The 13,736-nt window shown below is 57.5% G+C and carries 12 protein-coding genes and 1 pseudogene; 11 read left to right on the forward strand and 2 right to left on the reverse strand.

Features of this window, described 5'->3' with window-relative positions:
• The first annotated feature begins 590 nt into the window (after positions 1-590).
• Together AC3D25_RS00420 and AC3D25_RS00425 are read left to right on the forward strand one after the other, a co-directional pair.
• Positions 591-1,094 carry a hypothetical protein gene (locus AC3D25_RS00420; protein ID WP_488886559.1) on the forward strand — a complete coding sequence of 168 codons (504 nt, stop codon included), beginning with the start codon at positions 591-593 and terminating at the stop codon, positions 1,092-1,094.
• Positions 1,095-1,292: 198 nt separating this feature from the next.
• The gene (locus AC3D25_RS00425) at positions 1,293-2,153 is read left to right on the forward strand and encodes a pirin family protein (protein WP_488886560.1); all 861 of its coding nucleotides are present in this window, start codon (positions 1,293-1,295) and stop codon (positions 2,151-2,153) included.
• A 519-nt stretch (positions 2,154-2,672) separates the two neighbouring features.
• On the opposite strand, the gene AC3D25_RS00430 is transcribed toward AC3D25_RS00425, so the two are convergent.
• Positions 2,673-3,143, reverse strand: a complete 471-nt coding sequence (locus AC3D25_RS00430; RefSeq protein WP_488886561.1) for an autotransporter domain-containing protein — start codon at positions 3,141-3,143, stop codon at positions 2,673-2,675.
• A 337-nt stretch (positions 3,144-3,480) separates the two neighbouring features.
• On the opposite strand from AC3D25_RS00430, the pseudogene istA reads away from it, so the two are divergent.
• The 6 genes and pseudogenes from istA to AC3D25_RS00460 all read left to right on the forward strand — a co-directional run bounded on the left by istA (position 3,481) and on the right by AC3D25_RS00460 (position 7,202).
• Positions 3,481-5,038, forward strand: a pseudogene (gene istA, locus AC3D25_RS00435) (IS21 family transposase).
• Positions 5,039-5,053: 15 nt separating this feature from the next.
• The gene (gene istB, locus AC3D25_RS00440; protein WP_488886562.1) at positions 5,054-5,809 is read left to right on the forward strand and encodes an IS21-like element helper ATPase IstB; all 756 of its coding nucleotides are present in this window, start codon (positions 5,054-5,056) and stop codon (positions 5,807-5,809) included.
• A gap of 122 nt (positions 5,810-5,931) precedes the next feature.
• Positions 5,932-6,180 carry a hypothetical protein gene (locus tag AC3D25_RS00445; RefSeq protein WP_488886563.1) on the forward strand — a complete coding sequence of 83 codons (249 nt, stop codon included), beginning with the start codon at positions 5,932-5,934 and terminating at the stop codon, positions 6,178-6,180.
• A complete protein-coding gene (locus AC3D25_RS00450; protein WP_488886564.1) occupies positions 6,132-6,416 on the forward strand; it encodes a hypothetical protein in 285 nt (94 codons plus the stop codon). Before AC3D25_RS00445 ends, AC3D25_RS00450 begins: the two co-directional genes overlap by 49 nt.
• A 13-nt stretch (positions 6,417-6,429) precedes the next feature.
• Positions 6,430-6,780 (forward strand): hypothetical protein, encoded by a 351-nt coding sequence (locus AC3D25_RS00455; protein WP_488886565.1) that lies wholly within the window; start codon positions 6,430-6,432, stop codon positions 6,778-6,780.
• Between the two features lie 32 nt (positions 6,781-6,812).
• On the forward strand, positions 6,813-7,202 hold the full coding sequence (locus AC3D25_RS00460; RefSeq protein ID WP_488886566.1) for a hypothetical protein: 390 nt from the start codon (positions 6,813-6,815) through the stop codon (positions 7,200-7,202).
• A gap of 434 nt (positions 7,203-7,636) precedes the next feature.
• Here the strand turns inward: AC3D25_RS00460 and AC3D25_RS00465 are convergent, their stop codons facing one another.
• The gene (locus AC3D25_RS00465) at positions 7,637-7,762 is read right to left on the reverse strand and encodes a hypothetical protein (RefSeq protein WP_488886567.1); all 126 of its coding nucleotides are present in this window, start codon (positions 7,760-7,762) and stop codon (positions 7,637-7,639) included.
• Between the two features lie 2,104 nt (positions 7,763-9,866).
• Between AC3D25_RS00465 and AC3D25_RS00470 the strand changes: the two genes are divergently transcribed.
• From AC3D25_RS00470 to AC3D25_RS00480, 3 genes are all read left to right on the forward strand, one after another.
• Entirely contained in the window at positions 9,867-11,084 is a 1,218-nt protein-coding gene (locus AC3D25_RS00470) for a ParA family protein (protein WP_488886568.1), read from the forward strand.
• Entirely contained in the window at positions 11,081-12,109 is a 1,029-nt protein-coding gene (locus AC3D25_RS00475; protein WP_488886569.1) for a ParB/RepB/Spo0J family partition protein, read from the forward strand. Before AC3D25_RS00470 ends, AC3D25_RS00475 begins: the two co-directional genes overlap by 4 nt.
• A gap of 245 nt (positions 12,110-12,354) precedes the next feature.
• Positions 12,355-13,440: a Replication protein O gene (locus AC3D25_RS00480; RefSeq protein WP_488886570.1), complete on the forward strand. Its 1,086-nt coding sequence runs from the start codon at positions 12,355-12,357 to the stop codon at positions 13,438-13,440.
• Positions 13,441-13,736: the final 296 nt, after the last annotated feature.

Below are 13,736 nucleotides of genomic sequence, written 5' to 3' on the forward strand. Positions count from 1 at the left end.
GACGGGTTCCAGCGATTGGCCTTCTTCCGTCTTCAGGCGAGCAACGCCCGACTTGTCAGCGCTGTGACGCGTCCGACGACGAGCTTTTCAGGAGCACCGCGCAGGCTGCCCTGTTGATGGCAGGGAAAAAAGAGTTCTTGGCCGCTGCGGCGCTACTCGGCCAGGCGCGCACCCTGCTCACGTCCTAGTCCCTCCGACTACAGCCTTGCCCACCTTTAGTAAGTCTGCGCGCGCGATATAACCGTCTTATCAACCGTCTTTCTATAGATTGCGAGTGCTTCACCGTTGGCCTCGCGCGATGCTTGGAGTACACATCTCGCCCGAAAGACGTCCTGCTCCGACGACGCGTAGCAATGACGGCCCCACACTCTTCGCGGGTAGCGTTCCTGCAAAGCTTCACCTCTTGCCATTTGCCTGGCCGTCGTAACGCCATCGATTGGCGCGCCGAAGTTTGCAACACGTGACACTGTCGAGAGCTGACCACGGTTACCGCGAGCTTACGTGCCTGCGCCGCACTGCGCGAGGATTGGTAACATTGCGTCTACGCGGTGAACGCGAAGAATCCATCAATTCAAGACCGGCGGAGAGGAATGGACATTTTTTATTATTGGCAGAAGCTGGAACAAAATCTGAAAGACGGACAGGTCGGCTACTTTGGTTCGAATAACACAAAGATTCTTGAGCTCAAAGAGCGACTCCCGAAACGGGTATGGGTGTTCAAGACGCCAAAAGGCATGAAGGGCTCTGTTCAACTGCTCGGCTCGCTGCGGGTGAGCGATGAACCAAAGGTCGCGGTGAACGCTGAGTATCCGAACTTGTTTTACTACGACCCGTTTTCGCCGGAATCGGTCATGTTCATTGCCTCAGATGCACCCGAACGGATTGAAGCGGTCAACCGCGTTCTGCAGTACCGTCTACTTCACGCTTTCAAGTCTAACTTTCAGGGTGACGCGGGGTTACAGGCATTGGAAGCAAACGTTGTTCGCGAACTCGAAGCGATGACTGCGGATTGGGACAAAGTGCAGATGCTTGAGAGAGTGAAGGACCCGAGCAAAGTGCAGCCAATCAACCCTTTCGCTCGTTCCTCGAGTTAACAACTTGGTTTCGGCACCCTAGGAGCGGAACACCGAGCCACGAGCGACAGCCCAACCGATGGACGCGTTCATCAATAGAAACAGTGGCAAACCGCGCGGCCTCATGCAGCCCTTCGAGTTCTGGTTCACAATCCCGCTGGCCGGCGGCCCTATTCTCACGCCTGCGTCGCGGACACCACTCTGAGGAAATAGCAATCGATGGGAAGCCGAACACTCAAGTCAGTTCATCACGCGTATCGTGATGATATTGCCAACCTCAAGACGCGACGACCACTGCCAGGTCCGGGCATATCGGACTTGAATCCCTTTCTTTTCCTGAATCATCACGGGCCACAGGTCTTTTTGCCGAACAATCGCGGATTGCCATTTGGACCGCATCCGCATCGAGGCTTTGAGACGGTCACCTTCATGCTAGACGGGAGCCTTGCCCATTCTGATACGGGGGGTCACGAAAGCGTCATCGACGCAGGCGGCGTGCAATGGATGACCGCGGGAAGCGGCCTTATACATGCGGAGTTGTCCCCTCGCTCTTTTTTGGAGCATGGCGGCGCGCTCGAGATTCTCCAGCTATGGCTGAACCTGCCCGCAAGACTGAAGATGACAAAACCTCGCTACCTTGGCCTGCAGGCGGGTGAAATTCCGGTTGTTGGCATTGCTGGCGACGGCGGGCACGTTCAAGTGATATCTGGCGAATACCAGGGCGTCCGTGGCCCTGTCGAATCGCTGACGAACACTTTCATGTCAGTGGTGAGACTCTCGGCAGGCGGTCGGGTAGAGTTCGAAGGTCTAAGCGGTCGTGCCATGTTCCTCTATGTCGTGCGCGGCAACATCGCCATCGGCGGTCAGCAAGTCTCCGAATTTCACCTTGCCGAACTGCACGACGACGGTGACACGATGGAGCTGGTGGCAGACGACACAGCGCTTGTTCTGTTCGGACACGCCGAGCCGATCGACGAGCCCATCGCAGCTCGCGGGCCGTTCGTGATGAACACGGCGGAGGAGTTGAATCAGGCGGTCCTTGACTATCATGCGGGAAAGTTCAACGTGCCGACAAACTAATCCTTCTTATTGAAAAATGGACGTGGCGACTGACTGCCCATGTTAGCCAGGCGGGGCTGCCTCTCAGGACACCCAAAGGTTACGGGGTCACTACTGCGCCGCCTGCTGCTTTAGTTGACGGTACTGCTGCCGCTGAAGAGTATTGCAGTCCCGTCTGGCGCGGTATCTGCGTTCAATGCTCGCCAAATGGACTACGCGAATCGTGAATGGCGCAGTCGCATTGATAAAAAGAAAAGTCTGAGGCAACCTAGGAGATAACGATGACAGCAAGCGCAGAACTCGCAAATTTTCCCGGCGCGGAACTCGTTGCCTTGCTTGACTTCATGGTCTGGGAGATGAGCAACAGGGGGCGTCCCGATGTCATTTGTGGCGGTACGAATTGCTAGCGCGACGAGACGCAGAGACCGAGCAGGTGATACGAGCTATCGCTGTATGCGACGACTACCTTGCTACAGAGGGCTCGGAAGAAGCTCGAGCCGCTCAAGAAATCGCGTGGCCCAGCCTGAGCCGGACGTAGTCTCAATACCGCAGCGATATCCGCACCAAAAACTCATTATTTCGCGTGTGATCGCTCATGCCGAAAGTGCCTTGGTAGGCCAGACTCGTGGTCAGGCCGAGCGGAAGCATGAAGTCGACGCCCACAGCCGCGGTCAACTGGTTCTCGCTCAGGCCGCGCACTGCCGCTGCGTAGGAGTGGTCGTCCGTATCCGCGTAGCCGAGGCGCGCGGTGCTCGTGCCCGTCAGCGCATGGCTGTATTCGACCCGGCCGCGGAGTTTGATCGCCGCCCACGACGCAGGCACCAGGTATTCACCGCGCAGGCCCGCAACGGCTGAAACCGTCGTCAGGCGCCGGCATACGCGAGGTTGAAAGGGGCGGCGTCCGATTCTGCGTAGTGCTGAAGCGTCAGTAATCGAGGTGCCGCTTGCCGTTGCCGCGCCGTGCGATGGGCCCGATGCGACCTCGCGCGGATGCGAGAGTGAGGGTCGCACAGGGACTCGTGGATTTTCCGCGACGTCGGAGTTACTGCGAAACCGCGACAAGCCTGCGTATTCCGGTGAAGGTGATCAGCGATTCCAATTGAAGGTGATCGCTGTTTCCGGACGATGGTGATCACGCGTTTCGGTTGATGGTGATCACTTCGGGCGTTTCCGAAACGGGTGATCATGTTACCGGAATGGGTGATCACCGTCCCGGAACGGGTGATCACGAGACCGGAACCGGTGATCACAGGACCGAAACGGCGCGCTTATTTTGGCTTGGCGATGGTGTTGCGCATGTTCTCAACGATGGGCAGTAGCCTGTTTCCTTTTTTTGGAAACCAAGGCAATGCCAGCACACCGCACGAGCATGCGTAAATTGAAGGAAGTCCTACGACTAAAGTGGACGTGCGGTCTCTCACACCGCCAGATCAGCCGTGCGGTTGGCATCAGTGTCGGTGCAATATCCGAGCACGCCGCGCTGGCGATTGCCGCTGGGCTGGACTGGCCAAGCATTGAGCCCCTCTCCGATGATGAGATTGCGCAGCGCCTCCTGCCGAAGGCGTCGGCAGGTGAACTTGCGACCGGCTCCAAACGTATTCAGCCTGACTTCACGTTGATACACCGTGAGTTGCGGCGCAAGGGCGTGACGCTGCAGCTACTTTGGGAGGAATACGTCGAAGCCCATGCCGCAGCGCGAACCTATCGCTACACTCAGTTCTGCCAGCTCTATAAAGACTGGGCGTTGACGCTCAAGCGATCGATGCGCCAGCAACACCGCGCCGGCGAGATTGTTCGCAGATTTCGCAGGCCACACAGTTCCCATCGTTGCCGCTGACGGAGATATCGCGTTCAAAGCTCACGTCTTCGTGGCCGTCCTCGGCGCGTCAAGCTATACGTTCGCTTGCGCAACACGCTCCGAGGGCACAGTCGACTGGATCGGTAGCATCATCGACTCGATGGAGTTCTTTGGCGGCGTCCCCGAACTGCTGGTGCCCGACAACCCGCGCGCGTTGATCGCCCAGCCGGATCGCTATGAACCTGTGTTGGGGGCGACCACTCAAGACTTCGTCAATCACTACAGCACCGCCATGCTGCCGGCACGGCCGCGTAAGCCGCAGGACAAGGCGAAGGTCGAGGTCGGCGTACAGATCGTCGAGCGATGGATCCTGGCGCGTCTGCGCAATCATCGCTTTTTCAGCCTCGCCAAACTCAACAAGGCTATCAGCAAGCTAATTGTCGATTTGAACCTGCGGCCATTCAAGAAGCTCGAAGGTAACCGGCGCGATTGGTTCGAGCGACTCGACCAGCCGATGCTACGTGCGCTGCCGTCGAAGCGGTACGAGGTTGCGACCTTCTGCAAATGCCGGGTCAACATCGATTACCACGTCGAAGTCGACGCTCATTATTACAGCGTCCCACATAGCTTCGTTCGTCAACAGGTCGAAGCTCGGATTACCCGCCACGGAGTTGAGATCCTGCACGGTGGCAAGCGCGTTGCTGCTCATGCTCGCTGCCGACGCAAAGGGCATTACACGACGGTCGCCGACCACATGCCGGCGGCTCACCGTGCGCATATGGAATGGTCCCCCGGTCGTTTGCTCAACTGGGGCGCATCGATCGGCGTGGGCACTCAGACCGTCGTCAACCATCTACTGACGAACCGTCCACATCCGGAGATGGGCTACCGCGCCTGCCTCGGGCTACTCAAGCTAGCCCGCAGATATGGCAAGGAGCGGCTCGAAGCCGCCTGCGTCAGGGCCGTCGCGATCGGGGCACCTACCCGTCGATCTGTCATCTCGATCCTCGAGTCTGGACTTGACCGCCAGACACAGATCCCGCATTCACTCACCGAGTGGCTATCTCCCGACCACGAGAACGTCCGAGGGCCTGACTATTTTCACTGACCGATGGAGGTCCATATGTTGACGCAGCAAACCGTTTCCCAACTCAAAGCCTTGAAGCTTGACGGCATGGCTCGCGCATTCGAGGAGCAGCTCGGCTTGACCGCAAGCTCAAGTCTGTCGTTCGAGGAGCGTTTCGGGATCGTCGTTGACCGCGAGATGGCCTGGCGGGACACACGGCGACTCGAACGCCTCCTCAAAGCAGCAAAGTTGAAGAATCCTCAGGCATGCGTCGAAGACGTTGAATTCCGGCAGAGCCGTGGGATCGATCAACGAATGATCGCAACGCTGGCCGGCTGTGACTGGGTTCGTCACGCCCAGAACCTCATCCTGACCGGACCTACGGGAGCCGGCAAGACCTGGATTGCGTGTGCATTCGGACAGCAGGCGTGCCGGCAAGGCTTCTCCGTGTTCTATGTACGCGTTGGACGCTTGTTCGAAGAGTTAAAGATCGCCCATGGCGACGGCAGTTTCAGCCGCCGCCTCGCCCAGCTCGCAAAGGTCGACGTGTTGCTACTTGACGATTGGGGATTGCAGGACCTGGACCAAGGTGCACGCAACGATTTGCTCGAAGTGCTCGACGACCGCGTCGGCACACGCTCGACAGTCATCACCAGCCAATTGCCCCTGGAACACTGGCATGCGTGGCTACAAGACCCGACGCTCGCTGACGCGATTCTCGATCGTCTTGTTCATCAGGCTCACAAACTTCCGCTCAAGGGCGAATCAATGCGAAAGACAAACATAAAGCACGATGCCAACCCAGCAACGTGATCGCCGCAGCTATAATATTTCAACCGCGCAACACCATCTTCTAGACTGATCACGTTCGCCGAAACGCCCGATCACCATCACCGAAACCCGCAACAAGCCGGCCTCGGGACTTTCGCACCTGCATGCAGCAGCAGCTCGCGTATGGTCAGAAACTCGCGTTGGCGACGACCGCTCAGGTGCTTAAATCGGGCGCATCGAACCTCGATCAATCCGACATCATGATGGCGTTGAAGACCGTGGCGCCTGCGGTCACTCAGGACAGAGCAGCCCATATGTTGGTGTTCGTTGTGACCGACGGGCTGGAGAACTCCGGTGTGACGATTTGTACGCACGCAACGCTGTCCGTGACATCGATCCCGCCCGAGAGCTAAAGAAAGCACAGGACAACAATCTCTTCGGTGACTTCGGCTCGGCGCGCATCTATGTGCTCGGCGCCGGCGTGATGCAGGCCGCAACTAATGGCTTGACCGCTGAGCGCAATGGCTACCGCGACCCGAAGACTTTGATGGACCTAAGCAATTCTGGAACAACTATTTTTCTTGCTCGAACGCTCAACTTATGGATTTCGGCGAGCCTGCGTTGCTCAAGCCGTTGTCCCGGTAACTAGCGGCGCTCGAACAATGATGTATAGAACAACACTTGCGGCGTGCATCGTCGTAGTCGGCGCACTTTTCGGATGCGCAGCCAAAGTCGCACGGGTTCAACAGCCGGATCTTCCCTACGACGGACCGACCGTGCGCTTGCACTATGCGCCCGGCCCTTCGGATACGATTCTGGTCGGTACAGCGACCGCGCTCGAGTATGTGAACGCACGTTGCCATGAAGTCGGCTTACCGCTTATTGCGGTGGATGACAATGTAGCCGCTGCGGCGGCAGACCACGCGCGGTATCTGGACCTGAATCGCACCGGGTCACACGATGAAACTGAAGAAAAGCCGGCTTCACAGGCATCGATGTCATCACTCGCGTGAGGCTCCATGCCCCCGCCTATGGAGCCAGCGAGGTGCTTGCCGTGTTCGGCGGGCCCCGACAGGTTGAAACGCCGATCGAGGACATTTTTTCGGCCCCTTACCACCGTGGCGCGATTCTGTTTGATTGGGCGCGCGCAGGCGAGGCATCGATCGTCGGGTCGAGTTCGGTGACGATGGTTGACTTCGCAGACATTGCGCCCGCGCTTACTGACACCGAGTTGGTGGCTTGGCCATACGACGGTCAACAGCAGGTGCCCACGATATGGGTGAACGACGAGCAGCCCGATCCGATGGGAGCACACGGTCGCTATCGAGCTCAGGTATTGGTCTATCCGATTACTCTGTCGGGCGGACCTAACGCACACATTGAATTATCAAGCTTCGAATTGCGAGATCAGCGCGGAAAGAAGGTCCCGTGCTGAATCGCGCCGCTCACCGCAGCCGATGCTGCACGCAATACGGCGATTTGCACGCCGCACGAGCCGCTTCGCGCGGCTACACGTTATACCGTTCACACGCTTGGGCACGTCGCGCAACTGGGCAAGGTCGCGCCCTTCGATCTGACTTGGGCGTTCGCGACCCGCCGCGAGACCAGGCAAGCGTCTTCACTCGTCGCGCAATCCCGAAGCCAGTGACGCGACGGACGATGACAGGCGCTAGACGGACCCGTTATGCCGAAGGGGGAAATTGGTCAATGCTCGACCATCTTCCGCTCTCGGCGTTACTGCTTATATGCAGGCGTATAAGCGATGGCCTCGCTTCATCTCGTGCCGCCTCATGGACGCTGCGTGCGATTCTACGCATCGGTGTGTTCGGGCAGCATTAACCTTTCATCTGGGCCTCAATATTCGTCGCTCTACTCTATCCAATAGAAATCGCTATTTGGAAATGCGTCATCATCCCGACGTGCGCGCTGCCCGACCCGCACATGCGACTCGATGCCCTTCTCATTGACCTTCTCCCGCTGCGCCTTCTGGATCATCAAGCGCCTCGAGATCGCGCTCCTCCTTCACGCGGGTTTCGTGCGACTTAACAAATCAGTCGCCGAGTTCGTCGCCTGTGCCCCGCTCGGTTTTCTCTGGCGGCGGATGCGCGAGCGGCCGTCAATTGTTCAACAAGGCCTTTTTCCATTGTCACTCACCGCCAACTTCCTTCTCGGTAGCTCTCTCAATTCGGTGCGCCCTTCTTGCGCGGCCCTCCCCTCTCCTTCCAACTTGCATGGTATTGATCGACATAATCACGGTCGCGGGCGGTTGGTCGTAGACAGCCGCCTGAGAACCCGTTAAGTACGAGCCGCGCCGTCCGCAGCACGCGGAAAAATACCTCTGCTGGTGACCGCGGCGTGATCAATCGAACGCCGGGGTAGGTACGCCCGCGCTATGATCAAATGGTCACCGAACATTGCGGACCCTTATGACCATCCGGCCCTTCCGTACCCGCATGCAACGAAAGCCTGCCCGAGGGACCCTCGCGCGTTATCACGATCGTATTGTCGAAGTATTGGGAGAAGCGCGCGGCCAGCGAGTAATGATCCGCTCAATCCACGCCGATGGCGTGGAGCGGCGAACGGCGGTGAAATGGAACAGTCTGCTGCCATTGGACGGCCAACTCTTTTAGATCTCGTTGATTCAAGCGTCCTAGTTTACATAAACGTTCCAACTGCGCGCCTATTTCCACCACACTTCTCTAATTCTATTGCGAAGTTTTCTAGTCCTCAGGCGGGCGACAGTTCGAGATGCGGTCCTGCGCAGATTCGAGCAGGGCGTGTGATCTGCGAAAGTGATCTTTATGGAAAGACGCTCGTATACCTACAACGGGATCGGGCATATATAGCGGCACGTCGAGTCGTGCTTATCGTTCGCGTCGATGCGAGGTTAGTGATTCGGACTGTGAAGTTAAGAACTTTAAGTTCGATACCTTTACTACGGATGCCGGCAAGGCGAGCCACGAACTTTTTCTCGCAAAGGCGTGGGACAACATCTTGCACTTCTCTTACCGCTAGGCACATTGTCTCGGGTGTACGAATCTTCGCGAGCTGCACTAATTGCAGTCCGATGCTCCGCGCCAGCGTCTCAGCGGTGAAACACTTTGTTAATTCAACGGGGAGATTCGAGATATCTAGAGCCTCCGTAATGAGCCGCCTAGTGATGCCGAGCTGTTTGGCTGCATCTCGAGTGATGAGCAATCTCCCAGAGGCGTGAGAGGGGAAAACCATTGCTCATTTTCTGCGTTCTCCCCGGAAAGTGCTCGAACCAGTTGCGCCGCTTTCATGTTCGTTGGATCAAGTCTCGCTGCGTGGGCGAGCATCCTCTCAATTCCTAGCGTCGCCCATTCTCTGATGACGGCCTCAAACTGTCTTAGAAGCCCAACGTGTCCGACTGCCCGAGCGACAGATCAGGATGACCATGTCGGCGGCGATAGACTCATCCACTTTCGATGCGGTAGTCATACCGTGGTAACCACGTGCCGGTCGGTTGCACCATGCGAAAAAGAAGTCAGCTACTCGATTGTTCTGCGCTGCATTACCGACCGCGTGCATCGGCGGGCACGCAAATGCCATCTTCTCTTGTCGGCAAATCCCTTTCGGTATCACGGCGCTTTCCTCTGAAAGCAACGAGTGCATTGATGCCAAGCAGCCTCCGCGATCTGACCTGCGCAGACGGAGTCGCGTCAAGCGCCAACGTATTTTTTGATACAGATTACGTATTGATTTGTACGGTTCCGAGGTTATCAGGCTTCGGTGCCGAAGTTATGCCGGTCGCTCGTGGAAAAAGCTCTTCTCACCGACGTTGTCGACCAAATGAGCGTGGAACATTCGAACGATTGCGCGCTATCCCATTGAGCACAAAGGACATATCAGGAAAGAGAAATTTACCTGAATGTTTCACGGACGCGTTTAACCGTTTCACGACTTCAGTTTATTTCGAGATATCTCCTGTACAGGCATAAGCGGTAGGCGTTTGGCTCTGCGCAACCGGTAAAAAAGTTAACTTGCGTTTACTCTAGACGCAGTCTACATTTTCGTCAATTCGACAGCCGTGCGCCTTTTTCCTCGCTGCTGTCCAAAAATCGAAAGGACATTCCTAATGACCACCCCGATGCCTGAGTCGGATGTGATCCCCGCACCGGAGGACACGACCGCCGAAGATTTATTGCTACTTGCCAATCGGTCGACGGTGATGCTGCGCAAGATCCGAGATGAAATCTTGAAGCCCGAACCGCGCAAGGTTCCGCCGACCATTTCGTCGACGCGGCTGCAAGAGATATGCGGCATCGATCGCAAACGCATGAGCTATGCACTCAACAGTACGCAGCTCCCGAAGGGCCAGCAAGCGCGCACTGGCGGACAGCGTCAGTTCACGATTTTGGAGGCAGTCGAGTGGATCAAAGCCGAGCGACGCCCTACGCCGCGCGTTGGGCGAGGCAAGGTCATCACGGTCGCCAACTTCAAAGGCGGCGTCACGAAGACCACCACATCGACACTGCTCGCCCAAGGCCTTTCTATGCGCTGCGGGCGGAAGGTTTGCCATATCGATCTGGATCCGCAAGGCAGTGCGACGACGCTTTACGGGTACAACCCACATGCGGAGATCGAGGCCGAGGACACGGTCATTCCGCTGATTGAAGCATACGTCGACGGCTCAGATTTCGACATGCGCAACCTGCCGGTCAACACGTACTGGCCTAACCTCGATCTGATCCCGGCCTCGCCCCAGCTTTTCAATGCGGAGTTCATGCTTCCGGCGCGGGCGAATGCTGCCAAGCCCGGTGACGTGCGCTTCGAACAGGTGCTTCACCGGGGGCTTCAGCCGTTGCTGGAAGAGTACGACTATATCGTCATCGACACGGCCCCCACCCTCTCCTATCTGACGATCAACGCGGTTTTCGCAGCAGACGGCGTCATTGTACCGGTCGTGCCAGACATGCTTTCGTTCGCGTCGATGGTCCAGTTCTGGCATCTGTTCTCCGACTTGATCACAGGGATGGAAGAGTTCGGCGATTCCGAGAAAAAGCGCTTTGAGTTTGTCGACGTACTGGTAACACGCGTCGCACACAACAAGCCCGCAACCCGTGTGCTGCAGCAATGGATCTCGAACCTTTACGGCTCGCGTGTCATCCCTGTCGAGATCCCTGAGACGGATCTGGCGCGCAACACAAATATGCACTTCCAGACGATCTATGACATCGACAAGTACGAGGGCGGCATGGAGACGCTACGACGCATTCGTAACCCAATCGACCAGTTCGTTGACCTGGTCGATGCAAAGGCGAGCGCGTCGTGGCTCGCAGGAGGCCGAGCATGAGCCTGCGTGACCGAATCAACAAAGGCATGGCTATTTCACTCAGTCCGGACGATGAGGCGGCGGCCGCCACCATGAAACCCAGCGGAATGACGACAGGGCCGGGGCAGACTATGCAGATCAACGCGCTGCGCAAGCAGCTTGATGAGGCAAGGTCCGAACTCGCTAAGCGGGCTAGCACGGGCTCCGAGGCCCGCATTAAGGAACTGGAGGAGCAGCTTGCCAATGCGAGTTGCCTGGAGATTCCGCTGAATAAACTCCACGAGGTACCGGGGCGGCGGCGCTACATGCCGCCGGAGAAGTACGTGGAATTGCGCGAAAACCTCCGACATAACCGTCTCATTACACCGATCAGTGTGCAGATTGGCGGTGACGGAGAGTTCATCCTTGTTTCGGGTCACCACCGCTCGGACGCATTTCGCGAGCTGGGACGGCCAACGATTCGAGGTGTGATCGAAGAGGGTACTACCGACGAGGCGGAGGACGGCGCATTCTTCGCCAACCTGATGCAGAGCGATCTGACCGATTACGAAAAGTACGTCGGCCTGAAGCGCATCCAAGGAAAACACGAAGGACTCAGTCAAGCGGGACTCGCTGAACGAGTGGGGATCAGCGCGTCCGGCGTGAACGCCCTCCTCGCTTTCGATCGCCTCCCTGCCGAAGCGCGAGCGATGCTCGAATCGCATAAGTCCGCCATCGGCGCATCGGCCGCTGCGGAGCTGGCGACGCTTACCGAAGCGGGCAAAGGTGCGGGAGTTATCGAGGCAATCAAACGTCTCACGACGCAGCAGCTTGATCAGAAGCAAGCGGTCCGGTTCGCGAAAGAAGGAGAGAAGCCCAAAGCTACTCCGCCGACTGCAGCCACCTTCAAGGTCAAATCAGGCCGCACCACGTGGTGTGATGTGCGACGCGCGAAAAACGTGATGCGCCTCGAGTTCCAGTCGGAAGAAGTCGCGAAAGCCGTGCAAGATTCGCTTCGGGCGACTCTAGAAAGCCTTGCCACTCAAACTGACGAAAACACTAAGTGATTGATTTTAAAGGAATCCAGACTCTGGATGCTGTCCGAAGCCGCGGGATGACGTAGCTGCCTTCAGAAAGACAAAGGCCCCCAGCTGGAAACTGAGGGCCTCTGCGTAAGTGGGCTTGGCTGGAAACCTCGCACCACACTCCCCAGCTGGAAACTGGAAAGGGTACAACTCACAACCCGGAGTGTAGCGCATCGAGATTGACAGTCAAGTGAAACTCAATCCATTTTTAAGAATGGACGTTCGACATGTCTATCGCGCAACGCTTCGTTGCTGGCGAGGGTGAAGCTCACGCCGAAGATTCCACCGCCCTCACCGCATTCCGGTCTGATGACACCAATTTGCCTTGGATCATCTTTCGCGCTGCGTTTCGCGCGTCACATATCGATTCCATTCCCCGCCGTGCCCGTGCAGTTCTTGCCGCTCTCGCACGTACCGTAGATCAAGCCAAACCATTCGCAGCGATCTTCGCGCGTCGCGAGTTACTCACGGGTCGTGCGCTGCAATCGATGCGAACCTTCTATCGCAGCCTCGACGATCTCGAAGCGGCAGGATTAATCGAGCGTCGCGCTCAATCCCGTTATGTAGAAGCCGGCCTTTTTGGCCGCGCTTATCTGCACCTGACCCAATACGCGGCCGAGCTGTTGGGCTTCGTAGAGGCCCCCGCCCTGCAGGTCGCGGAACCCCAGCCCCGCTCTCTGCCCAATCCGTCTGCCAGCGTGGCAGACGGTGGTATATATAAGGATCTTTACCCTATTCCTTTACAAAAGAGACAACCGGGTCAAGTGCCAGCGGACCTTCAGCGTCTGCGGTCCCTGGGTTTTCTTGATTTTTTGATCTTTAAACTCATGCGGGAAGCTCGTGACCATGGCAAGCGCCTGTCAGACGTGGTTGAGGTGAGTTGGCAGCATCTGAAAGGCGCCAGAGCTCCGATCTGCTACCTTCGAGCCCTGCTTCGCAACCCGGTCGACTTCGGCCACCAACTGCGTGTGAAGGCACAAGCCGCCGAAGCGACGGTCCGCCTCAACGAACTCAAAGTACAGGCCGACCGAAGCGCGAAACAGCACGCTGGCCAGACCTTCGTAGACGCTCACGGTGCAACGACGTACGTGGTCGGTACGGACGCCGAGTCGATGACGATCTACAAGGCAGGCGAAGGAATCGGTCGGCAAGCGACCAACTGGAAAGAAGGATTCCTGCAAGCGATCGAGCGCGGCTTCATCCGGAGAGCCAAGGACGCCTCAACCGTGACCGTATCGCCGACGTTGCCTGCGATAGCGAGGCTGCATCTCGCCGGCCTACGTGGACTGCTTCATCCTAAAGCGCTTTCGTAAGCAAAAAAGAGGCACCCGAGGGCACCCTTTTCATCAAATGGTCCGCCAGCCATCAGCGAGCCATCTAAAGTCGACTAGCCCGCGAGAGAGCTGGACCTGAAGATCCCCTAGAGTTATCTCCAAGGGCGTCCTTTGGGAGTGACAAGCGGTTCGTCCAAATCGGGATCGTCCGTCACGTCGACGACCTCCGACGGATCTCCTTCAACCCAATGAAAGATGGGGCACCACTCATTTGTCGTGTGGCTGTAGCGCCACTTGGAGGCGACAAAACAGGAACCGAAAGCAGCTCGTCGTCA

The sequence above is a fragment of the Caballeronia sp. SL1002 genome, from assembly GCF_057814995.1.

Coding starts and splice junctions, on each gene's coding strand:
- AC3D25_RS00455 (WP_488886565.1), top strand. CDS start 6,430: ATGATGTATAGAACAACACTTGCGGCGTGCATCGTCGTAGTCGGCGCA.
- AC3D25_RS00465 (WP_488886567.1), bottom strand. CDS start 7,762: ATGATCCAGAAGGCGCAGCGGGAGAAGGTCAATGAGAAGGGCATCGAG.
- AC3D25_RS00425 (WP_488886560.1), top strand. CDS start 1,293: ATGGGAAGCCGAACACTCAAGTCAGTTCATCACGCGTATCGTGATGAT.
- AC3D25_RS00420 (WP_488886559.1), top strand. CDS start 591: ATGGACATTTTTTATTATTGGCAGAAGCTGGAACAAAATCTGAAAGAC.
- AC3D25_RS00475 (WP_488886569.1), top strand. CDS start 11,081: ATGAGCCTGCGTGACCGAATCAACAAAGGCATGGCTATTTCACTCAGT.
- istB (WP_488886562.1), top strand. CDS start 5,054: ATGTTGACGCAGCAAACCGTTTCCCAACTCAAAGCCTTGAAGCTTGAC.
- AC3D25_RS00480 (WP_488886570.1), top strand. CDS start 12,355: ATGTCTATCGCGCAACGCTTCGTTGCTGGCGAGGGTGAAGCTCACGCC.
- AC3D25_RS00445 (WP_488886563.1), top strand. CDS start 5,932: ATGCAGCAGCAGCTCGCGTATGGTCAGAAACTCGCGTTGGCGACGACC.
- AC3D25_RS00470 (WP_488886568.1), top strand. CDS start 9,867: ATGACCACCCCGATGCCTGAGTCGGATGTGATCCCCGCACCGGAGGAC.